The organism is Pseudomonas sp. FBF18, assembly GCF_024261405.1.
Lineage (GTDB): Bacteria > Pseudomonadota > Gammaproteobacteria > Pseudomonadales > Pseudomonadaceae > Aquipseudomonas > Aquipseudomonas palmensis.
The window spans coordinates 58,692-79,101 of record NZ_QKRS01000020.1; the positions used below are offsets into that span (position 1 = coordinate 58,692).

The 20,410-nt window shown below is 66.5% G+C and carries 19 protein-coding genes; 3 read left to right on the forward strand and 16 right to left on the reverse strand.

All coding sequences use genetic code 11. The features are described from left to right. Positions 1-34: 34 nt before the first annotated feature. The 8 genes from DN387_RS23260 to gcvA all read right to left on the reverse strand — a co-directional run bounded on the left by DN387_RS23260 (position 35) and on the right by gcvA (position 9,135). A complete protein-coding gene (locus tag DN387_RS23260; RefSeq protein ID WP_054915407.1) occupies positions 35-622 on the reverse strand; it encodes an NTP transferase domain-containing protein in 588 nt (195 codons plus the stop codon). Next, positions 606-1,652 (reverse strand): XdhC family protein, encoded by a 1,047-nt coding sequence (locus tag DN387_RS23265; protein ID WP_082405745.1) that lies wholly within the window; start codon positions 1,650-1,652, stop codon positions 606-608. Before DN387_RS23265 ends, DN387_RS23260 begins: the two co-directional genes overlap by 17 nt. A gap of 53 nt (positions 1,653-1,705) precedes the next feature. Further along, positions 1,706-3,055, reverse strand: coding sequence for a cytochrome c (locus tag DN387_RS23270; RefSeq protein WP_054915406.1), 1,350 nt, complete (start codon positions 3,053-3,055; stop codon positions 1,706-1,708). Between the two features lie 24 nt (positions 3,056-3,079). Next, a complete protein-coding gene (locus tag DN387_RS23275; RefSeq protein WP_054915405.1) occupies positions 3,080-5,338 on the reverse strand; it encodes a xanthine dehydrogenase family protein molybdopterin-binding subunit in 2,259 nt (752 codons plus the stop codon). After that, on the reverse strand, positions 5,338-5,796 hold the full coding sequence (locus DN387_RS23280; protein WP_043862972.1) for a (2Fe-2S)-binding protein: 459 nt from the start codon (positions 5,794-5,796) through the stop codon (positions 5,338-5,340). Before DN387_RS23280 ends, DN387_RS23275 begins: the two co-directional genes overlap by 1 nt. Positions 5,797-5,924: 128 nt before the next feature. Further along, entirely contained in the window at positions 5,925-6,833 is a 909-nt protein-coding gene (locus DN387_RS23285) for a YncE family protein (RefSeq protein ID WP_054915404.1), read from the reverse strand. A gap of 70 nt (positions 6,834-6,903) precedes the next feature. After that, a complete protein-coding gene (locus tag DN387_RS23290) occupies positions 6,904-8,154 on the reverse strand; it encodes an aspartate aminotransferase family protein (RefSeq protein ID WP_054915403.1) in 1,251 nt (416 codons plus the stop codon). A gap of 90 nt (positions 8,155-8,244) precedes the next feature. Then, a complete protein-coding gene (gene gcvA / locus DN387_RS23295) occupies positions 8,245-9,135 on the reverse strand; it encodes a transcriptional regulator GcvA (RefSeq protein WP_043862969.1) in 891 nt (296 codons plus the stop codon). 334 nt (positions 9,136-9,469) lie between these two features. Between gcvA and DN387_RS23300 the strand changes: the two genes are divergently transcribed. Further along, positions 9,470-10,870, forward strand: coding sequence for an amino acid permease (locus DN387_RS23300; RefSeq protein ID WP_054915402.1), 1,401 nt, complete (start codon positions 9,470-9,472; stop codon positions 10,868-10,870). A 90-nt stretch (positions 10,871-10,960) separates the two neighbouring features. On the opposite strand, the gene DN387_RS23305 is transcribed toward DN387_RS23300, so the two are convergent. The 4 genes from DN387_RS23305 to DN387_RS23320 all read right to left on the reverse strand — a co-directional run bounded on the left by DN387_RS23305 (position 10,961) and on the right by DN387_RS23320 (position 14,320). After that, complete coding sequence (locus tag DN387_RS23305; RefSeq protein ID WP_054915401.1) at positions 10,961-11,548, reverse strand: biliverdin-producing heme oxygenase; 588 nt, start codon at positions 11,546-11,548, stop codon at positions 10,961-10,963. Between the two features lie 304 nt (positions 11,549-11,852). Further along, positions 11,853-12,542 (reverse strand): hypothetical protein, encoded by a 690-nt coding sequence (locus DN387_RS23310; RefSeq protein WP_054915400.1) that lies wholly within the window; start codon positions 12,540-12,542, stop codon positions 11,853-11,855. Positions 12,543-12,776: 234 nt separating this feature from the next. Further along, positions 12,777-13,469, reverse strand: a complete 693-nt coding sequence (locus DN387_RS23315) for a hypothetical protein (protein ID WP_054915399.1) — start codon at positions 13,467-13,469, stop codon at positions 12,777-12,779. Positions 13,470-13,606: 137 nt separating this feature from the next. Then, positions 13,607-14,320: a GNAT family N-acetyltransferase gene (locus DN387_RS23320; protein WP_229589264.1), complete on the reverse strand. Its 714-nt coding sequence runs from the start codon at positions 14,318-14,320 to the stop codon at positions 13,607-13,609. A gap of 369 nt (positions 14,321-14,689) precedes the next feature. Here DN387_RS23320 and DN387_RS23325 point away from each other — a divergent pair, with 369 nt between their 5' ends. Beyond that, entirely contained in the window at positions 14,690-15,883 is a 1,194-nt protein-coding gene (locus DN387_RS23325; RefSeq protein WP_043862964.1) for a sugar transporter, read from the forward strand. A gap of 5 nt (positions 15,884-15,888) precedes the next feature. Here the strand turns inward: DN387_RS23325 and DN387_RS23330 are convergent, their stop codons facing one another. Beyond that, complete coding sequence (locus DN387_RS23330) at positions 15,889-17,412, reverse strand: FAD-dependent oxidoreductase (RefSeq protein WP_054915398.1); 1,524 nt, start codon at positions 17,410-17,412, stop codon at positions 15,889-15,891. 112 nt (positions 17,413-17,524) lie between these two features. On the opposite strand from DN387_RS23330, the gene DN387_RS23335 reads away from it, so the two are divergent. After that, a complete protein-coding gene (locus DN387_RS23335) occupies positions 17,525-17,977 on the forward strand; it encodes a GNAT family N-acetyltransferase (protein WP_054915397.1) in 453 nt (150 codons plus the stop codon). Here the strand turns inward: DN387_RS23335 and fdhE are convergent. The 3 genes from fdhE to fdxH are packed head-to-tail and all read right to left on the reverse strand — an operon-like array spanning position 17,974 to position 20,395. After that, a complete protein-coding gene (gene fdhE / locus DN387_RS23340) occupies positions 17,974-18,864 on the reverse strand; it encodes a formate dehydrogenase accessory protein FdhE (RefSeq protein WP_043862961.1) in 891 nt (296 codons plus the stop codon). The two genes, DN387_RS23335 and fdhE, sit on opposite strands and share 4 nt — an antisense overlap. Then, the gene (locus DN387_RS23345; RefSeq protein WP_043862960.1) at positions 18,861-19,508 is read right to left on the reverse strand and encodes a formate dehydrogenase subunit gamma; all 648 of its coding nucleotides are present in this window, start codon (positions 19,506-19,508) and stop codon (positions 18,861-18,863) included. The genes fdhE and DN387_RS23345 overlap by 4 nt, the downstream gene beginning before the upstream one ends. After that, a complete protein-coding gene (gene fdxH / locus DN387_RS23350) occupies positions 19,505-20,395 on the reverse strand; it encodes a formate dehydrogenase subunit beta (RefSeq protein ID WP_269210608.1) in 891 nt (296 codons plus the stop codon). Before fdxH ends, DN387_RS23345 begins: the two co-directional genes overlap by 4 nt. Between the last annotated feature and the right edge of the window lie 15 nt (positions 20,396-20,410).

The following is a 20,410-nucleotide window of genomic DNA, read 5'->3' on the forward strand; positions in this document are numbered from 1 at the left end:
GCGTGCAGCGGCAGTTGCGCGCGGGTGGCGTCGCTCACCTCGAGCCAGCCGGGATGTCCCGCGGCTGATCCACATCCCTGATGACACCCGCATCCTCCACCGGCACCTGGACGCAGGCGTCGTGCGCGCCGCGCACGATGTCCTTGCCGCCCTGATCGCCCTGCAGGCATGCCAGGGCCGGCCAGAACTGTCGACCGAAGATCACCGGATGCCCACGCACCCCGTGATGCAGCGGCAGCACGATCTGCCGGGCGTTGCACAGGGCCTTCAACTGCTTGAGCGTCTGCCCCTGCACCCAGGGCATATCGCCCAGCAACACCGCCACGGCCGGGGCCTGTGACTGTTCCAGGGCACGCACCCCGGCTGCCAGGCTGCTGCCCATGCCCTGGTCGGCCTGCTCGGCCCACAGAACCCGTACCCGCCCGTCAATTGCCAGGGTCGCGGGATCGTCCCCGGGCCTGAGTACCACCCGGACGTCGTCGAACGCCTCCAGTGCCCGTGCCAGCGTGGCTGCCAGCAGCGTTTGCCCCGACGCCAGCCGTGCCAGGCGCTTGTCGCTGCCAAAGCGCCTGGCACGGCCTGCAGCCAGCACCAGGGCGATGCAGTCACCCTGGGTGCGCACAACACGACGCCTGAGTCAGTGGCGGGTGCTCCACCCGGGGCTGGGTCGGCCCCGCGCCGACAGCGCCGGGCAGGGGTACGCCGTTCTTCACCGCCAGCACCTCGGCCATCACGCTCACCGCAATCTCCCCTGGGGTCTTGCTGGCGATGTAGAGCCCGATGGGCCCATGCAGGCGCCGCAGCGATTCCGGCGTCTGGCCAAAATGCCCGATCAAGCGCTGGCGGCGGCTCTCGCTGTTGCGCCGCGAGCCAATCGCCCCGATGTACATCGCCGGCCCGCGCAGCGCTTCGATCAGCGCCAGGTCATCCAGCCTGGGGTCATGGCTCAGGGCAATCACGCAGGTGCGAGCATCCACCGCAAACGCGCGCACTACGTCGTCCGGCATGCCCATCAGCTTCTCTACCCCGGCGACCATCCACACGTCCATGTGCTCGGGCCGCGGATCACACACCGACACCTTGAACCCGTTGAACAGCGCCATCACCGCCACGTACTCGGCCAGCACACCGGCGCCGATCAGCAGCATCCGGTAAGCCGGCCCCAGCGGGTTGCTCAGCCGCTGCCCATCGAAGCTGAACGGTGCATGGGGCTGGTCGGCCTGCACCGTCACCTCGCCCGAGGCCAGGTCAAGCTCGCGGCGCATCAGTACTCCCTCATCAAGCAGCGCCAGCAAACGGCCCAGCGCCTGCGCGCAGGGTGCGAACTCCAGCACCAGTTCCAGGGTGCCGCCACATGGCAGGCCGAACCGGTGCGCCTCGTCCGCACTCACGCCGTAGCGCACCACCTGTGGCGCGCCGCCGGGTATCCCCGGCCCGCCATGGAGGCTGCTGTACCGGTCAATCAGGTCGTCCTCGATGCACCCGCCCGACACACTGCCCACCGCGCGCCCGTCCTGCCTGAGCACCATCATCGAGCCCACCGGTCGCGGCGACGAGCCCCAGGTGCGCACCACGGTGGCCAGCAGGCAGCGCTCGCCGCCGGCAAGCCACTCCCGGGCAGTTCGCAGCACCAGCAGGTCAATGCTTTCCATGGGGTGTCCTCGACAGGCGTTGCAATGGCATGGGGGCTTCCTGGTAGTGATGCTCAACGCATCTGCAAGATGATCGGGTTGCTGCTGGCCGGCCCGGTGTGCTCGCGCAGCTTGCCCACCGCCTTGGCCTCTACCGCGCCACCGTGATTGCCCCAGGTGCTGCGCACAAAACTCAGCACCTCGGCGATCTCCCGGTCCGACAGCTGTTCGCGAAATGCCGGCATGCGGTAGGCGTCCGGCACGCCCGCGGCGACGATGCGCTGCGAGCCGTTCAAGGTGATGTTGATGGCCGATGCGTCCTCCCTGGCCAGCGCCGAGGTGGCGCCGGCCAGGGGTGGCATCCACTCGGCCTGGCCGCGCCCGTCCAGGCCATGGCAGGTCGCGCAGCGGCTCACGTAGGTGTGGGCGCCGGGGGCCGTGGATGCGGCCGACAGCTCGCTCGCCTGGTACTGCCATGCCGGCCCGTCGCGGCTGGGGTCGCCGGGCAGCGACTTGAGGTAGTGCGCGATCGCGCCCAGGTCTTCGTCGCTCATGAACTGCGTGGAATTGTTGAACGCCTCGGTCATCGAGCCGTACACCACCGCGTGCCGGTTGCGCCCGTGCTTGAGGAAGCTGACGATATCCGCCTCGTTCCAGCGCCCAAGCCCGGTGTTGGGGTCGTTGCGCAGGCTCGGCGCATACCAGCCATCCAGCAGCCCGCCGGCCAGGTACGTCTTGCTGGCCTCGCTCAGGCCCTTCTCGTTGAAGGCCAGGCCGCGCGGCGTATGGCAACTGCCGCAGTGGCCCGGCCCCTGCACGATGTAGGCGCCGCGGTTCCACTGCGCATCCTGGTCCGGCTTGGCCGGGTAGGGCGCGGGGTCGGTGAACAGGCCGTTCCACAGCGCAATCGGCCAGCGCAGGTTCAGTGGCCAGGGGATTTCGCTGGGCTTGTTGGCCTGCGCCGCCGGGCTCACCCCGTGCATGAAGAAGGCATACAGCGCGCGGATATCGTCGTCACTGAGCTTGGCGTACGAGGGGTAGGGCATGGCCGGGTACAGCCGGCGACCGTCCGGGGTCACCCCATGGCGCACGGCGCGGTCGAAGTCGGCCAGGCTGTAGGCGCCGATGCCGGTGGCGCGGTCGGCAGTGATGTTGGTGGCGTAGATCGCGCCCAGCGGGGTGGCCATCTTCAGCCCGCCGGTAAACGGCGCCGCCTCTGGCAGGCTGTGGCAGGCCACGCAGTCGCCCAGCCGCGCCAGGTACTCGCCGCGTTGCACCAGGGCCGGGTCTGGCGGTGCGGCACTGGCCTGGGCAGCGAAGGGCGACGCCGGCGTGCGGGTCACGTACCAGGCCAGCACGGCTGCGATGACGAGGCACAGCAGCGCGAAACAGCCCAGCGTTGTTGCGAGTCGACTCTTGGTCATGTGCGCGATGTCCCTGATCGAGGCCTAGCTGAAGGTGTAGCGCGACAGCGGCATGCTGCGGATGCGCTGGCCGGTCAGGTGCGCCACCGCATTGGCCACCGCCGGGGCCACCGCCGGCAATGGCGGCTCGCCGATACCGCCCATCTTCGCGCCGCTCTCGACGATGCGTACATGCACCCGCGCCATGCGCTGCGCCGACAGGATCGGGTACAGGTCATAGTTGCGCGCGCGCGGCTGGCCGTTCACGTACACCGCTTCCTCCACCAGTGCCTGCGACAGCCCCAGCGACACCGCGCCATTGACCTGCGCCTCGATGATCGCCGGGTTGACGATGCTGCCGGGGTCGATGGCCTCCCAGATATCGTGCACCTTCACCTGGCCCTGCTCGATGGACACCTCGGCGATCACCGCCGCCTCCGAGCCGAACGGCGAGGCCATGGCCACACCCCGAGCGCGCCGCGAGCCGTCCTCGGCGGTGAACGGGCCACGCTTCCAGCCACCGGACAGATCGCCCACCGCCTGCAGCAGGTTGGTCAGGCGCTGGTTGTCGCGCAGCAGGTGCAGGCGCAGTTCGAACGGGTCCTGCTTGCCCTTGTCGGCCAGCTCATCGAGGAACGCCTCATAGAAGAAGTCATTCAGCGAGTTGCCCACCGAACGCCAGTAACCGAGCATCGCCGGGCCTTTCACATAGACCTGGGCGATACGTTTGCTGGGGATGGCGTAGGCCTTGCCCGACAGCCCTTCGAGTGCCGTGGGGTCGATTTTCTCGCCCTGCTTGCCGGCGATGGCTTCGGTGGGGCCTTCGGTGGCGCTGACTGCCTCGATGGCCACCGGCAGGCCCTGGGCGTCGAGTGCGGCGCGGAACTTGACCACGGCCATGGGGCGCAGCACGTCACGCAGAAACTCCTCTTCGCGGCTCCAGATCAGCTTGACCGGGCGCCCGACTGCCTTGGCCAGCAGGATCGCCTGCGGGTAGGGGTTGGCGCTGTCGTACAGGAAGTGGCGGCCGAAAAAGCCGCCCAGCAGCGGCGAGTGCAGGGTGATCTGTGACGGGTCCAGGCCGGTGCGCTTGGCCATGTCGGCGCGGAACATGTCGGGCGCCTGGTTGGGCAGCCACACCTCCAGCGTGCCGTCGGGGTTGAAGCGCGCCAGGGCCGAAGGCGGCTCCAGCTGTGCATGGTTGAGGAACTGGTTGTGGTAGGTGGCCTCCACCTGGGTGGCGGCGTCGGCAAAGGCTTTGCCGAAGTCGCCTTCATTCTCCTCGTCGCGGGCCGGGCCGGTGGCCGCGGCCAACTGGTCGCGAAAGGCGTCGCTGGAAAAGTCCGCAGGCATCTGGCGCACCTTCGCGTCGGCCGATGCCTCCAGCCACTGCACCTGCACGGCCTCCACCGCGCGCTTGGCGTGCCACCAGCGCTCGGCCACCACGGCCACCGCACCGGGCAGCCGATGCACCGAATGCACGCCCTTCATGGCTTTCACCTGCGCCTCGTTGCGCAGCTCGCCCACGCGCATGCCCAGGCGCGGTGCATGCTGCACCGCGGCATGCAGCATGCCGTCGACCTTCACGTCGATGCTGTACACGGCCTTGCCGGTGGACTTGTCATAGGCGTCCACCCGTTGCACCGGCTTGCCGATCCAGCGGAACTGGCTGGGGTCGCGCAGCGTCACGCTGGCAGGGTCTGGCACGGGCAGGTCCATGGCCTGGGCTGCCAGTTCGCCATAGCCCAGCGTGCGCCCCGACGCGGCGTGTATCACCCGGCCGGGCTCGGTGCTCAGGTCGCCCACCGGCACGCCCAGGCGCTCGGCAGCGGCCTGCAGCAGCATGGCGCGGGCCAGGGCGCCGAGGCGGCGCATGGTCGGGTAGCTGGTGCGCACCGACATGCTGCCGCCGGTGATACGCATGCCGTTGTCCATCACCACGTACTGCTCGCCGGGCGGTGCGCTGTCGATCAAAAAGGTGGCGGGGTCGGCATCGAGCTCTTCGCCCACGATCTGCGCCATGGCCGTGAAGATGCCCTGGCCGCCCTCCATGAACGGGCTGAGCAGGCGGATGCGGCCGTCCGGGCGGATCTCCAGAAAGGCCGGCACCTGGGTGCCGGGCGCCGCTGCGTTGCCCGTGGCGGCCTGCACACGGCTCAGGCCCAGGGGCAGGCCGAAGCCCAGCACCAGTGCGCCCACTGCCGTGCCGGCGCTTGCCAGCAGAAAGCTGCGGCGCGAGATATTGACCGGCTCGCCCACAGGGAAGGGCTGGGCCACGCCGGTAACACGCAGGCTGTCGTTCATCAGGCGTTCTCCTGCGCGGCGGCCACGTCGTGCACGGCGGCATGGATGGCGTTGTAGGTACCGCAACGGCACAGGTTGACCATTGCGGCAGCAATCTGGGCATCGCTCGGGTGCGGGGTGTGCTTGAGCAGGGCGGTGGCCGCCATCACCTGGCCCGACTGGCAGTAACCGCACTGGGCCACCTGGTGCTTGACCCAGGCGCTGACCACGCGCTTGCCCACGGCGTCGGCCTCCACGGCTTCGATGGTGGTGATTTCGCGCCCCACCACGCCGGCCACCGGGGTCACGCAGGCACGCACCACGGCGCCGTCCACCAGCACCGAGCAGGCGCCGCACTGGGCCAGGCCGCAGCCGTACTTGGTACCGGTCAGGCCCAGGTCATCGCGGATCACCCACAGCAGGGGTGTGTCCGCGTCAGCATCGACCTCGTAGGTCGTCTGGTTGATTCGCAGTTGCATGGCTCACCCGTCATCAGTCGGTCAGGTCTTGATTTCTTATGGGCGTGGCCGTGCGCAAGGCGCAGGCCACCCATAGACGCTAGCACACGGGGCGGCGGGGGCCGTTGAAGGGGCGGGTCAGGTGACGATCAGCAGGGGCTGGCCAGGTCCAGCTTGGCCACGATGGCGCCGGTGAAGAAGTCCACAACCTCGCCACGATGGCTCAGCACGTGGTCGCCAAACCAGTCAGCGGCCAGTCGCGCCTTGGGCATGATGGTGGTCTCGGCATGGCCGGTGGCGGTTGCGATGATGAGATTGCCGGCGAGCGTGGAGCTGTCGGTGGGCGAGGTCGGCAGGCACAGGTGGCTGCCGGATTCGTTGAACAGGATCCGGCCCGAGCCGACATGGCCATACGCACTGACGTCCCTGGTCCATACCGTTGCGCCCTCGCGGTCGCAGCACAACAGCCGGTTGTTTTCCCCGGTCACGAACAGGTACTGCCCGTCGCGGGAAAAGCGCAGGCTGCGCACCTTTGCCTCCAGCGGCACGCTGACCCTGCCGATTTCGCCGCTGGCGCAATCGACCGTCAGCACGCCATTGTGGGCACGCTCGTCGGGGGCCCAGAGCCTGCCCTGCAGCGGGTCGATGCTGCCGAACCTGGCGTCCACGTCACGCTCCACAGGGTCGCTGTGTTCACCGCTGTCCAGGTCGATGATCACCGGGCGTTTCTTGCCATTGGCCACGCTGACCAGCGCGTAGCGGGCGCTGGGGTCGAAGCGTGCCCAGTACGACAGCAGGTTCTGGGTTGCATGCAGCGGCGCGCCGTCGTGCACAAGGTTCAGCCGCGAGCGGCTTGCCCCGCGCACCACCAGCCACTTGACCCCGCTCAGCGCGATGCGGCGTTGGTCGCGTGCGATGTCCCACACGCTGTCGTCGGGCTGGGCGAAAGTCGGCCGGCTCAGGGTGCCGGTGTCGGGATGGTACTGCACGAGGCAGGGCGGGCGAACGGTGTCGTCCTTGTCGAAGAACACCAGGCGGCGCGGTACATCGATGTACATTGGAACTCCCAGGGCCAGCGTGCGAAACGATGCAGGATAAAGCCTGATTGCGCTGGGCAAAAGCACTTGCTCATGACAGTTCTGCCAGGCAGCGCTCCAGGATATCCAGCCCACGCTCCAGCACGTCTGCCTCGGCGGTCAATGGCGCCAGCAACCTGATGATGTGCCGCGCCTTGCCCGCCGGCATCAGCAGCAGCCCGGCCGCGCGTGCCTTCTCCAGCACCTCGGCCAGCTGCGCGGTGGCCGGCTTGCCTTGTGGCGTGACCAGCTCGATGCCGCGCATGGCGCCCACACCGGTCAGGCGCCCGAGGTACGGCGTCAACCCGCGGGCCTTCCACGCTTCATACCGCCCGACGATGGCGCGCTCCTGCAACTCGCCCCAGGTCGCCAGGTTGGCATCGCTCATCAGTTCCAGGGTCGCCAACCCTGCCGCACAGGCCAGCGGGTTGCCCGAATAGGTGCCGCCCAGGCCACCCTTGGGCAGGCTGGCCATCAGCTCGCGCCGGCCTACCACCGCTCCCAGCGGCACGCCGCCGGCAATGCTCTTGCCCAACAGCAGCAGGTCCGGCTCGATGCCCAGCCGCGGGAAGCCGAAGCGCTGGCCGGTGCGGCCAAAGCCCGACTGGATCTCGTCGATGATGATCAGGATGCCGTGTGCATCGCAGAACGTGCGCAGGGCCTGGGCAAAGGTGGGGTCCATTGCCAGGAAGCCGGCTTCGCCCTGCACCGGCTCGAAGATGAAGCAGGCCACTTCGTTGACGTCGATCTCGACGCTGAACAGGCGCTCCAGCGCCTGCATCGCCTGCTCGCCGGTCACGCCGTTGTCGGCGCTGGGGTAGGGCAGGTGGAACACCGGGCCGGGCAGCACGCCGACCTTCTGCTTATAGGGTGCCACCTTGCCATTGAGGTTGAGCGTGGCCAGGGTACGTCCGTGGAAGCCGCCATCGAAGGCCACCACCGCCGTACGCCCGGTGGCGGCGCGGGCCACTTTCAAGGCGTTCTCCGCCGCCTCGGCGCCACTGTTGGTGAGCATGCCTGCCATCGGGTAGCTCAGTGGCACGAACGCCTCCAGGCGTTGCATGAACTGCACATAGGGCCCGTGCGGGACGGCGTTGAACGCCGCATGGGTCAGTTGCGTGGCCTGGTGCTGGATGGCGCTGACGATCGCCGGGTTGCAATGCCCCAGGTTGAGTACGCCGATACCGCCCACGAAGTCGATGTAGTGCTTGCCATCGGTATCCCACACCTGGGCATTGCGCCCGTGTGAAAGTGTAATGGGATGCACAATGGAAAGAGATCGGCTGATTGTTTCGTGCGTCATGGGCAAGTACCTGGGTGACGGAAGTTTTTATATATCTAAGCCAACATCCGGCAAACGCCACAAGCGAAATAAAGTCGAGCAATCATTCCGTCAAATCGTGATCCTGCCCTGTATCCACTCGACGAACGCCTTCACCTTCGGCACCTGCGCCGCATGCTCGGCATGGGCGATGAAGTGCGCGCCCTCGCTGGGCATGGTGTGCGCCCAGGCCACCACCAGCTTGCCCTCGGCCAGTTCTTCGGCCACCAGGTAGCGTGGCACCAGGGCGATGCCGCAGCCGGCCTGGGCCGCGCGGATGCACAGGTAGAAGGTGTCGAAACGCGGCCCGTGGTAGCTGTGCTGGGACTGCAGGTCCTGCTGCAGGAACCACTCGTGCCAGGCCTCCGGGCGCGAGGTGCATTGCAGCAACGGGTGGCGGGCGAGGTCTTCGGCGCTGCGTGGCAGCGCTGCCGCGATCAGCTCGGGGTGACACACCGGCACCACCTCTTCATGGAACAGCTCGATGCAGGTGGCCCCCGGCCAGGTGCCCTGGCCGAAGAAAAACGCGATGTCGGCCTTGTTGTTGAGCAGGTCGAAGGGTTCCAGCTCGCTCTTGATGTCCAGATGGATGTTCGGGTGCTGCCGGCTGAAACCGTGCAGGTTGGGCACCAGCCAGCGTGCGCCGAAGGTGGGCTGGGTGGCCACGGTCAGCACCTGGGTCTCGCCGCCGTAGGTCAGGATGTAGCGGCTGGAGATGTCCAGCTGGGTGAGGATCTTGTTCACCTCGGCCAGGTACAGCGAGCCTGCAGGTGTCAGGTGCAGGCGCCGGCGCACGCGCTGGAACAGGTTGTGGCAGAGCATCTCCTCGAGTTGCGCCACCTGCTTGCTCACCGCGCTCTGGGTCAGGTGCAGCTCCTGCGCGGCGCGGGTGAAGCTCAGGTGGCGGGCCGCCGCTTCGAAGCATTGCAGGGTGGTGGTGGAGGGCATCAAACGCTTGGACATCGAGGGCACCGGGCAGATGAAAAGGACTGAGTTCATTCCATGGAGGAATCATGTGGTGATAAAAGGTCGTTTGTAAGCAGCCTGTTCGCAGATTAATACTGACCTGCGTCAATCATTTCAACTGCTAGTTTCGATGCCCCGAGGGACCGGGAAAAGTGCGTCTGAAACTTATCGAAAAGAGGCCGATCAGTACCCGTTACATTACGTTTGATGCCCAAAAAACAATAACGGCTCCTTACATTTCTGCTGCCGCACACTTTCCATGAAGACCTTGGCCTGACCTGCGCGGTCATCGCGCAACCAGGTGCAGCAGGCATTGGCCAGAGAGGCAACCATGTCGTCCCTACAAGAAAAACCGCAACGCTCGCTCAAGCACGGCCTGACCTCGCGTCAGGTCTCGATGATCTCCATCGCCGGCATCATCGGCGCCGGGTTGTTCATCGGTTCGTCCAACGCCATCGCCAAGGCCGGTCCGGCCATCCTCATCTCCTACATGATTACCGGCCTGCTGGTGCTGCTGGTGATGCGCATGCTCGGCGAAATGGCCATCGCCGACCCCAACAGCGGCTCGTTCTCCACCTACGCAGGGCGGGCCATCGGGCCATGGGCAGGCTTCACCATCGGCTGGCTGTACTGGTGGTTCTGGGTACTGATCATTCCGGTCGAGGCAATCGCCGGTGCCGACATCCTGCACGCCTGGTACCCCGACGTGCCGTCCTGGGCCTTTGCCTTCCTGATCATGATCGTGCTGTCGTGCAGCAACCTGATCAGCGTGAAGAACTTCGGCAAGTTCGAGTACTGGTTCGCCCTGGTCAAGGTGGTGGCGATCATCGGCTTTTTGGTGGTGTGCCTGATGGGGGTGAGCGGTGTATGGCCGCTGGCGCAGACCTCGGGCGTCGAGAACCTGTGGTCCAATGGCGGCTTCATGCCCAACGGCTTCGGCGCCGTGCTGGCCGGCGTGCTGGTGACCATCTTCTCGTTCTTCGGTGCCGAGATCGTCACCATTGCCGCCGACGAAACCGCCAACCCGAAAGACAAGATCCGCCGCGCCACCAACCTGGTGGTGTACCGCATCGCGATCTTCTACGTGTTCTCGATCTTCTTCATCGTCGCGCTGGTGCCGTGGAATGACCCGCGCCTGCTGCAGGTGGGTTCGTTCCAGCGCGCGCTGGAAATCCTCAACGTGCCGGGTGCCAAGTTTCTGATCGACGTGGTGGTGCTGGTGGCGGTCACCAGCTGCATGAACTCGGGGCTGTATACCGCTTCGCGCATGCTCTATTCACTGGGCGCACGGGGTGAGGCGCACCCGCTGACCAAGCGTATTTCCGGCAGTGGCGTGCCCACCGTGGCGGTGCTGTTGTCGACCCTGGCCGGGTTTGTCGGTTGCTTCGTGAACTTCGCCTTCCCGGGCAAGGTGTTCGGCTTCCTGCTGTCGACCACCGGGGCCATCGCGCTGCTGGTGTACCTGGTGATTGCCGTGTCGCAGCTGCGCATGCGTGCCATCGTCGAGCGCGAGGGCACCGAGCTGGCGTTCAAGATGTGGCTGTTCCCGTGGCTGACCTGGCTGGTGATCGTGGTGATTTCGCTGGTGCTGGGCTACATGCTGTTCAGCCCCGACTACCGCTACGAGACCTTGATGACGGCGGCGGTGACGGCGTTGATCCTGGGCATCGCGTTCTACCGCAAGCGGGCGCGTATCGAGCATCAGCCGCAGGCGATGACCGAGCAGGGTTAGCGAGCGCTGCGCACTCGATCGCCGGCAAGGCCGGCTCCTGCAGGATCATCGTGACTCCTGCAGGAGCCGGCGAAGACGTCGCCACAGGCCTCAGCCGAAAATGTCGCGCACGCTGCTGCGATAGAACTCGAACGCCGCCAGCGCCCCATCCACCGCCTGGCGCTCCTGTTCCTCACTCAGCACCAGTGCATCGATCAACCCCACGAACTGGCGCCACTGCAGCGCACGCCCGTCCGGGTGCGGCGCCAGATGCCGGGCGCCACGCTGCGCGCCCAGCCCCAGTTGCTGGGTCTGCCTGAACAGAAACGCCGCCCCCAGGTTCGAGCCCTCGCTGCAGTACAGCCAGCCCAGTGCTTCAGCTGGCGCAGACAGCTGCACAGGGGCCGGTACACCGGGCACCGGCAGGCCAAGGTCGCGCAGGTCGGCCTGCACTGCCTCGAACCGCGACAGCGCCGCCAGCCCGGGCAATGTGCGGTTCAACTGCGCATCGCCATACAAGGCTTGAAGGCTGCCATGAAAGCGGTGCTGCACTTGCAGAAACAATGCATAGCGCTCGCGGCTCTCGAACGGTCGAACGCCCAGCACCAGCGTATCGACACTGTCGTGCTCGCGGCGGCTGGCGGCCTTGAGGCGTTGGCAGCGGCCGGTTTCGGGCGCAGGGGAGGCGGGGGCATTCATGGTCGGGGTCTCATGTCGGCAGTGAGCAGGCATTGGTAATGCCAATGCCTAGACTCTCTCGCGCCATCGTCGTTCCGTGCAGCACCCGGCCTGCCAGGCGAGCGTCTTCAATGCGTGGATCTGCAATGGAATCTTCATCCCGGGGCATTCGTCTCTGAACTGCATTCGTGGGCGTTATGGCCGGCGGATGCTTGCATGCGCTCCAGGTACGGTCAAGCGCCGCGCAGGGCGGGTAGATGCGGGGTTGAGCAGGGATGTCGAGCAGGCCCCTGCACCCGCAGCGCGGGCGCAGGGGCTGCCAGGTTCATGCCGGTGCGGCGGCTGTCTTGACTGCCCGCGGCTTGCGCAGCTGTTCCAGGCGTGAACCGCTGTAGGTGGTCTCGCGGAAGAACTTCCAGCGCCCGAACAGGCAGTACACGTGCGCCACGCGTCCCTGTTCGTGATAACCCATGCGCAGGTGCAGCTTCATGGCCGGTACGTTGTGCGTCTCGACCACGTCCACCACCTTGTTGCAGCCCTGGGCCTGCATGGCCGCCCACAGGTTGACCTGGGCATCCACCGACAGGCTGGTGCCGAAGTACGACGGGGTCATCTCGCCGCCGAACTCGAAGAACTCGCCCTCCTTGACCGGGAAGGTGCAGCCGTAATAGTGACGGTCCAGGTAGTCGCGCTTGCTGCCCCAGATGAACGCCACCGCATTGTCGGCATCGTCCAGGTACATGTGCCCGGTGTGGCCTTCGCGGGCAAGCTCGGCCATGGTTTGCACACGGTCGCCGAAGTGGCGGGCAAAGGCGACGGCGTTGTCCTCGGTGATGGTCACCAGGCGCACCGGCTTGTGCGGTCGCAGGTTGTGCGGCGGTACCGCACTGACCAGGTCGCGCTCCATCCACAGCAGTTCCCAGTGATAGAACACATGGCGTTCCCAGAGGGTTCTGGCGACGCGGCGCAGGCCTTTTCTTCTGATCTTGTCGCGCACGTTCTGCAAAGCACCCATGGTGCCTCCTTGCCGGATAGGGCGGATGAAACGGTGGGTTTGATGAAATCTTTTTCATGGTATAGCCCAGCGTTTTGACGGCGTGTCAAAAAGCCATCGCAGTGGTTGTTTCAAAATATGTGTAACAAGGGTGAACTGCTCTACACCGGTGGTTACCGGCATAGAGCAGTTGATCGGAAAGGTCTGACGCTTTTTTGACGATTTAATGGCGCCTGAATCAAGGCGCGGTTCTGCTCAGGCGATGAAGGTGTCAGGGGCCCGTGGCCGGGCCCGCGGCGCCAGGTGAGCGAGGCGCTTGCCGCTGTAGTGGGTGGTGCGCGAGAACCGCCAGCAACCGAACACTCTGTAGGCGTGGGTGATGCGACCCTGTTCCTGATAATCCAGCTGCAGGTGCATCTTCACCGCCTGCACGTTGTCCAGCGCCACCACATTGACGATGCGCGTACACCCCTTGGCCAGCATGGCGGACCACAGGTCAAGCTGGGCCTGGGTCGACAGGCCCGTACCGAAGTAGGCGCGGTCGACTTCCCCGGCAAACTGGAAGTATTCGCCCGGCTGCACCGGGAAGGTGCAGCCGTAGTAATGGCGGTCGTGGTAATCGCGGGTGCTGGCCCACACCATCGCCACCGCGTTGCCGTGGCTGTCCACGTACATGTGGCCGGTGTGGCCCTGTTCGGCGAGGTCGGTCATGGCCTGCACCTGGCCAGGGAAGTAACGGCTGAAGGCCTCGGTATTATGGGGTGTTATCGCTACCAGGTGCACTGGCGGGCAGGTGCGCCTGCGTTGCGCGGCGACGGGCGCAAGGGGGCTGCGCTGCAACCACACCAGTTGCCAGTGCGAGAAGATGTAGCGGCGCCACAGCGGGCGAAGCGCACGCAGCAAGCCTTTTTGTCTGATGCGCTGGTGGGCGATTTCGATCAATTGCATGAGAACTCCGACAGGTTTTATTCCAGGAGCTCCGATTAGGCGTCCACCGGCAGTTGCATGCCATCGGCCTTCTCTACAGCCCCGGTAAGCTGAAGGTCATGCGCGCTGCATGACCTTGCAACCCGGGGCGTAGGCGCTCAGGCGTCGGTGTCGTGCAGCTGCGGCGCCGGCTCGCTGTCGGCCTTGCGTCTGGCCCGCGGGGCCAGGTGGGCCAGGCGCGAGCCGCTGTAGTGGGTCACGCGGGAGAAGTACCAGCGCCCGAAGAACCTGTACGCGTGGGTGATGCGACCCTGTTCGTGGTAGTCCAGGTGCAGGTGCATCTTGACTGCCTGTGCGTTGTCCAGCGCCACCACCACCACGATACGCGTGCAGCCTTTGGCGAGCATGGCCTCCCACAGCTCGGTCTGCACCCGCGTGGACAGGCCGGTGCCGAAGTAGGCGCGCTCGACTTCGCCGGCGAACTGGAAGTATTCGCCGGGCTGTACCGGGAAGGTGCAGCCGTAGTAGTGCCGGTCGTGATAGTCACGGGTGCTGGCCCACACCATCGCCACCGCGTCACCGGCTTCGTCCAGGTACATGTGGCCGGTGTGGCCTTCGCGTGCAAGGTCGTTCATGGCCTGCAACTGGCCGGGGAAATGGCGCGCGAACGCGTCGGTATTGCTCGGGGTGATCTGGACGAGCCGCACGGGAGGGCAGGGGCGGGTGCGTTGTCGAGGCACCCTGGCCAACGGGTCGCGGTCCAGCCACACCAGTTGCCAGTGCTGGAACACGTGGCGTTGCCACAGCGGGCGCAAGGCGCGACGCAGGCCTTTTTGTCTGAGACGTTGGAGCAGTTGCGAAACTAGGCGCATACGGCCTCCTGGCAGATCCGGTACTCAAGGGACCCCGATTAGGCGTGTGTCGGTAAACCCTGACCATCGGACAATGCTGCAGCCCTTGTCAGGCTTTGCACTACTACGGGCTCATGACAAAGACACTGCATGTCCGTGGCAAGTTTCATCGGTGGGGCCGGCGCGGCGCGGCGAGCGTTATTGTCGCCCCCCCGACGCATGACGTACCATCGGGCCTGCGACCCGCACCTACCTATAACAACCTTCTGCAGCGCAACACCCAGGCCGCCGGCCCAGGGGTGGCTTTTGCCTGCGCGCCTTTTGCCGCGCAGGTTTCATTGAACCCAGGGTCGCGTCTGACGCGCCCGCCCCGGAGCCTTGCCCCGTCCGATGAACAACCCCGCAGATACCCGTAATGGCAGCTGGCTCAGCGTTTTCGCGCTGGCCCTGGCTGCATTCATCTTCAACACCACCGAGTTCGTGCCGGTGGCCCTGCTCAGCGATATCGGCCGCAGCTTCGACATGCCCACCGCCCAGGTCGGGCTGATGCTGACCATCTATGCCTGGGTGGTGTCGCTGGCCTCGCTGCCGATGATGCTGATGACCCGCAACATCGAGCGGCGCAAGCTGCTGGCGTTCCTGTTCGTGCTGTTCATTGCCAGCCATGTGCTGTCGAGCATGGCCACCAGCTTCGGCATGCTGCTGTTCAGCCGCATCGGTATCGCACTGGCCCACGCGGTGTTCTGGGCCATCACCGCGTCGCTGGCGGTGCGGGTGGCGCCGCCGGGCAAGCAGGCCAAGGCCCTCGGGGTGCTGGCCACCGGCACCACCCTGGCCATGGTGCTGGGCATTCCGCTGGGGCGAGTGGTGGGCGAGGCGCTGGGCTGGCGCACCACCTTCATGGGCATCGCCGGGGTCTCGGTACTGACGTTGCTTTGGCTGATGCGCTCGCTGCCGCGCCTGCCCAGCCAGAACTCCGGTTCGCTGCGCAGCCTGCCGATGCTGCTCAAGCGGCCGGCGCTGCTCTCGGTGTATGCGTTGGTGGTGCTGGGCATCACCGCGCAGTTCACCGCCTACAGCTACATCGAGCCGTTCAGCCAGCAGGTCGCGGCGATGAGCGGCGAAATGACCACCATCCTGCTGTTGCTGTATGGCGGGGCGGGCATCTTCGGCTCGATCCTGTTCAGTCGCTACAGCGAGCGTTTCCCGCGGGGGTTCGCGATTGGCGCCATCGGCGCCATCGCCCTGAGCCTGTTGCTGCTGGCCCCGCTGGCAGTCAACCCGACCCTGCTCTGCGCGCTGAGCATGGTGTGGGGCATGGCGATCATGTGTTTCAGCCTGGCCCTGCAATCGAAGGTACTGGTGCTGGCTTCGGATGCCACCGACGTGGCCATGGCCATGTTCTCGGGGCTGTACAACGTGGGCATCGGTGGCGGGGCATTGCTGGGCAGCCTGGTCAGTACCCACATGGGCCTTGGCGACATCGGCCTGGTGGGCGGCGCGGTCGCGGTCAGCGGCCTGGTGCTGTGTTGCGTGACAACCTACCGCTATGCCGGGGTGCTGGGCGCCGACAAACCGGCGTAAGCACCTCACCAGGGGCGCAGGCCCCGCTCGCTGAAGTAGCGCTCCACGGCGGCGGTGGAGGCCGAGGGTTCGGCCAGCGCCACGTAGCTGTCGGGGCGCAGCAGGTACAGCGCGTTGCGTGCCAGGCCGGCGGCCGTGCAGGTGGCCGACCAGGGGTAAACCTGCAGTGGCAGCTGGCGTGCGGCGCACCAGGCGCTCAGTTCCTTGCTGGCCAGGCCGTACACGTGCACCTGCCAGCCCAGGTGCGACAGCGCGCTGAAATTGTCGTGTTCCTGCGTGACCACCCAGGGCAGGCGGTCGCCGCCCTGCACATGGCCGGCGCTGCCGAAGCTCAGCGGCATCAGGCGGTAGTTCAGGCCCAGCTGCGAGACCGTGCGAAACAGCAGGCTGCGCGCCTTGGCGAATGCCGCCATGCGCGGTATCAGCACCGGTGCCAGGCGGGTACGCAACAGGTTGGCGATGCTGCCATCGGCGGTAGCGAAGGTGAACACCTGGTCGGTGGTGGCCACCAGGCGCCGGGCGAAGGCCATGCGCTCGACCGGGTAGCTGTCGAGCAGGTCATCGTGGGCCTTGCCCTTGAGTACGCTGCACAGCTTCCAGGCCAGGTTGATTGCATCGCCGATGCCGGTGTTCATGCCCTGGCCGCCGGCCGGGCTGTGCACGTGCGCGGCGTCGCCGAGCAGGAAGGCGCGCTGCTGGCGGAAATGCCCGGCCACGCGATGGTGTACGCGGTAGGTGGAAAACCAGTTGACCTTGAGCACCTGCAGTTGCAGGTGCTCGATGGCACGTTGGCTGACATCCTCGAAACGCAGTTGCTCGGGGTGTTCGGCGCGTGCGTCGCGCACCGTGCCGATCAACCGCGCGCGGCCTGCGCCGGCCAGCGGGAACACCGCCAGAAAGTCCGCCTCGTCCAGGTCCACGTGCAGCTCGCCGTTCATGGGCGGGCCGCTGGCATCCACGTCGGCCACATAGAACAGCTGCTGGTAGGTGCCGCCGGGGAAGTCGACATGCAGGCCGTTGCGCACGGTCGAATGGGCGCCGTCGCAGCCGGCCAGGTAATGCGCCTCGCAGTCTTGCTCGCTGCCGTCGGGCAGGCGCAGGCGTACGCTGACGGTGGTGTCGTGCTGGGTGAAACCGAGCAGTTCGGTGCTGCGTTCGACCTCCACGCCAAGGCCGCGCAGGCGCTCGATCAGCAGGTTCTCGTGCTGGTCCTGCGGGTAGATTTCGAGAAAGGGGTAGGGCGTGAGGTTGGCGCCGATGCTGTCCAAAGGCAGGCGTGCGGCGGGCTCGCCCTTGACCCAGAGGTTGGCGGCGGGCACCTGGTGGCCGGCGCCAACGACCGCGTCGGCCAGGTCCAGCTGGCGGTACAGCTCCAGGGTGCGGGCTTGCACGGCGAGCGCGCGGGAGGTGGTGCCGGCGGCGCTGGTCCTGTCGAGGATACGTACCGAGATGCCCAGCTTGCTCAGCCACAGGGCCAGGACCAGGCCGGTGGGCCCGGCGCCGATGATCAGGACGTCAGAGTGGGGCATGGCGCGGTCCTCCGGGAAGGTGCGGTGGCACTGACAAGTGTAGATGCAGGTGGCCACACCCCTCATCCAATTCGGTGTACCTTTGCATCCCCCCAACGCCCAGAGCACACCCATGATCGACTGGCTCAGCAACCACCCACACCACAGCGATACCCTGGCCCGCTGGCTGCACGAGCAGTTCGCCTACGAATACGCCGATGTACCGCTGGCCCAATGGCAACAGGAGTTCGCCGATGGCCAGGCTGACGGCAGCCTGTACAGCCTGCTGGCGCTGGATGACGGCAACCTGCTGGGCAGCGCTTCACTGGCGCGCGACGACCTGCCCCTGCGGCCCGACCTGAGCCCGTGGCTGGCCTGCGTGTTCGTCAGCCCGCAAGCCCGCGGCCAAGGCCTGGCCGAAACGCTGATCGAGGGCATCTGCACCAAGGCCAGGGCCCTGGGGCACACGCACCTCTACCTGCACACCCACGACCGCGCCGAGTACTACCACAAGCGGGGGTGGCAGTACCTCGAGCAGTTCCAGGCCTGGGGCAAATCACACTGGCTGATGCAGTACCCGCTCTAGCCCGGGAACAGAAACGGGTTCACGCCGCTGCGATCGAACCCCTGGCGCTCCACCTCGGCATCCAGCGCGATCGAGGCCAGGTCATCGGCCACCAGCTCAAGGTCGCGCTCGTGCTCGGGGTAGAACACCTTCAGGTAGCTGTGGCAGTCGTCGCAGCTCTCGGCCTTGATCGCGGTTTCATGGGTATCCAGCGACCAGTAGTCCAGGCTGCCGGTCTCTTCGCAGTTGCTGCACTTGAGCCGCACCATGTGCCAGCGGCTCTCGCACAACCCGCAGTGCAGGTAGCGCAGCCCGGCCTGGGCACCGGTCATGATCACGCTGGCCACCGGCGCCCCGGTGCACACCGGGCAATGCTGGCGCTGCTCGCCCACGCCGGCATTGCCGATGGCGGGCAGGTGCGCCGCCAGCTGGGTGAAGTACAGCGACAGGGCGGCCCACAGGAACAGCGCCTGACCGCTGTCGATTTCGCTGAAGCGGCCTGCCAGCAACGCATCGGCCGCCACGTCCAGGGCGGCCTCGCCCTGCGCACACAGGCCCTGCAGGGTGGCGTGTTCGATGTGCTCGCCAAGCCCGCGCAACAGTTGCTGCCAGTAGGCATCGCGCGGCAGGCTGGCCCAGGCCAGCGGCGCCTTGCCGGCGGCTACCCGCCCGGCCAGGCTGCTCACCAGCGTTGCCGGTAGCGGCAGGCGTTCGAGCAATTGCTGCTGGGCATCGGCCACCTGTGCCACGAACCGCAGGTAGTCGGCCATCGGGTGCCCCTCGGCCAGCTGACGCAGGCGGGTGGCGCGCTGGCGGTAGCGCTCGCCCAGGGTCGGCAGCAGCACGGCAGGTATTTCGCCAACGCCGGCGCTACGCTGCTCGGCAGGGGTCATCTGGATGCTGTTCATTGCTGCTTGCCACTCCCGCTCTGCTTGTTGCTGATCTGCCGGTACCAGCGGTCATGGTGGGTCTTGGCCCAGCTGCGGCTCACATACCCGGTGACCATGCCGCGAATCGAACCCTTGACCCAGAACGCCAGGTACGCATGGCCGATGATCAGCAGGATCAGGCAGATGCCGGCAATGGCGTGTACCAGCAGGCCGATGCGAATCGACGGGATGCTGAACCACGGCGCGAAGTAAGGCCGCCAGATCACCACGCCACTGACCAGCAGCACGCTGATCAGGCCCATGATTCCCCAGAACAGGATCTTCTGCCCGGCGTTGTACTTGCCGATCTGCAGCGCCGGCTCGTGCTCGCCGGCCAGCACCTGGCGCACGTTCCTGAACCACGCGAGGTCTTCACGCTCGGGCAGGTTGTACTTGACGAAGCGCACGAACAGGAACGCCAGCAGCAGGAACACCACCACCCCGAAGAACGGGTGCAGGATGCGCGCCAGCTGCGGGGTGCCGAACACGGCGTTGAGCCCGTTGAGCGACGGGAAGAACCACGACAGCCCCGACAGGGCCACGGCAAGGAAGCACAGCACCATTACCCAGTGGCTGGCACGCTCGATGAAGCGGGTGCGCAGGATCAGTTTGTCCTTGTTCATGCGTGGGTGTCCTCCTCGTGTTTCTCGTCGGCTTCCTCGACCTCGTTCGGCCCCACGCCCACGTAGTGGAACAGGGTGCCGGCCAGGGTGGCGAAGAAGGCCACGGCCGCCACCGGCTTGAGCCAGCCCTTCCAGCCATGGATGGCGCTGCTGATGCGCGGGTCGGTGGGCAGCTTGTGGTACAGGTGCGGCTTGTCGGCGTGCTGCAGCACGTACACCACGTGGGTGCCGCCCACGCCCTGCGGGTCGTAGATGCCGGCGCCGGCAAAGCCGCGGCCCTGCAGCTCGGTCACGCGCTCGCTGGCCTGGTGCAGCATGTCCTGCTTGCTGCCGAAGTTGATCGCACCGGTGGGGCAGGTCTTGACGCAGGCTGGCTCCTGGCCCACCGACACGCGGTCCACGCACAGGGTGCACTTGTAGGCCTTGTTGTCCTTCTTGCTGATGCGCGGCACATCGAACGGGCAGCCGGCGATGCAGTAGCCGCAGCCGATGCAGTGGTCGGACTGGAAGTCGACGATGCCGTTGGCGTACTGGATGATCGCCCCCGGTTGCGGGCAGGCCTTCAGGCAGCCCGGGTCGGCGCAGTGCATGCAGCCGTCCTTGCGGATCAGCCATTCGAGCTTGCCGCTTTCATCTTCGACTTCATCGAAGCGCATCAGCGTCCAGGTTTCGGCCGACAGGTCGGCCGGGTTGTCGTACACGCCGACGTTGTGGCCGACCTCGTCGCGCAGGTCGTTCCACTCGTTGCAGGCCACCTGGCAGGCCTTGCAGCCGATACAGATGCTCACGTCGATCAGCTTGGCCACTTCGGCCTGGTGGTCGCGCGCGCGCGGCGCCGGGGTCAGCACGTTGGTGGCCGAGCGCTTGATGATGTCTTGGGATTGCATGGACATGAAGTTCGC

Excerpts from the sequence above, each read along its gene's own strand:
- DN387_RS23310 (WP_054915400.1), bottom strand. The coding sequence starts at position 12,542 with ATGGGTGCTTTGCAGAACGTGCGCGACAAGATCAGAAGAAAAGGCCTG.
- DN387_RS23275 (WP_054915405.1), bottom strand. The coding sequence starts at position 5,338 with ATGAACGACAGCCTGCGTGTTACCGGCGTGGCCCAGCCCTTCCCTGTG.
- DN387_RS23290 (WP_054915403.1), bottom strand. The coding sequence starts at position 8,154 with ATGACGCACGAAACAATCAGCCGATCTCTTTCCATTGTGCATCCCATT.
- DN387_RS23285 (WP_054915404.1), bottom strand. The coding sequence starts at position 6,833 with ATGTACATCGATGTACCGCGCCGCCTGGTGTTCTTCGACAAGGACGAC.
- DN387_RS23315 (WP_054915399.1), bottom strand. The coding sequence starts at position 13,469 with ATGCAATTGATCGAAATCGCCCACCAGCGCATCAGACAAAAAGGCTTG.
- DN387_RS23300 (WP_054915402.1), top strand. The coding sequence starts at position 9,470 with ATGTCGTCCCTACAAGAAAAACCGCAACGCTCGCTCAAGCACGGCCTG.
- fdxH (WP_269210608.1), bottom strand. The coding sequence starts at position 20,395 with ATGCAATCCCAAGACATCATCAAGCGCTCGGCCACCAACGTGCTGACC.
- DN387_RS23345 (WP_043862960.1), bottom strand. The coding sequence starts at position 19,508 with ATGAACAAGGACAAACTGATCCTGCGCACCCGCTTCATCGAGCGTGCC.
- DN387_RS23265 (WP_082405745.1), bottom strand. The coding sequence starts at position 1,652 with ATGGAAAGCATTGACCTGCTGGTGCTGCGAACTGCCCGGGAGTGGCTT.
- DN387_RS23280 (WP_043862972.1), bottom strand. The coding sequence starts at position 5,796 with ATGCAACTGCGAATCAACCAGACGACCTACGAGGTCGATGCTGACGCG.
- fdhE (WP_043862961.1), bottom strand. The coding sequence starts at position 18,864 with ATGAACAGCATCCAGATGACCCCTGCCGAGCAGCGTAGCGCCGGCGTT.
- DN387_RS23325 (WP_043862964.1), top strand. The coding sequence starts at position 14,690 with ATGAACAACCCCGCAGATACCCGTAATGGCAGCTGGCTCAGCGTTTTC.
- gcvA (WP_043862969.1), bottom strand. The coding sequence starts at position 9,135 with ATGTCCAAGCGTTTGATGCCCTCCACCACCACCCTGCAATGCTTCGAA.
- DN387_RS23305 (WP_054915401.1), bottom strand. The coding sequence starts at position 11,548 with ATGAATGCCCCCGCCTCCCCTGCGCCCGAAACCGGCCGCTGCCAACGC.
- DN387_RS23320 (WP_229589264.1), bottom strand. The coding sequence starts at position 14,320 with ATGCGCCTAGTTTCGCAACTGCTCCAACGTCTCAGACAAAAAGGCCTG.
- DN387_RS23270 (WP_054915406.1), bottom strand. The coding sequence starts at position 3,055 with ATGACCAAGAGTCGACTCGCAACAACGCTGGGCTGTTTCGCGCTGCTG.
- DN387_RS23335 (WP_054915397.1), top strand. The coding sequence starts at position 17,525 with ATGATCGACTGGCTCAGCAACCACCCACACCACAGCGATACCCTGGCC.
- DN387_RS23330 (WP_054915398.1), bottom strand. The coding sequence starts at position 17,412 with ATGCCCCACTCTGACGTCCTGATCATCGGCGCCGGGCCCACCGGCCTG.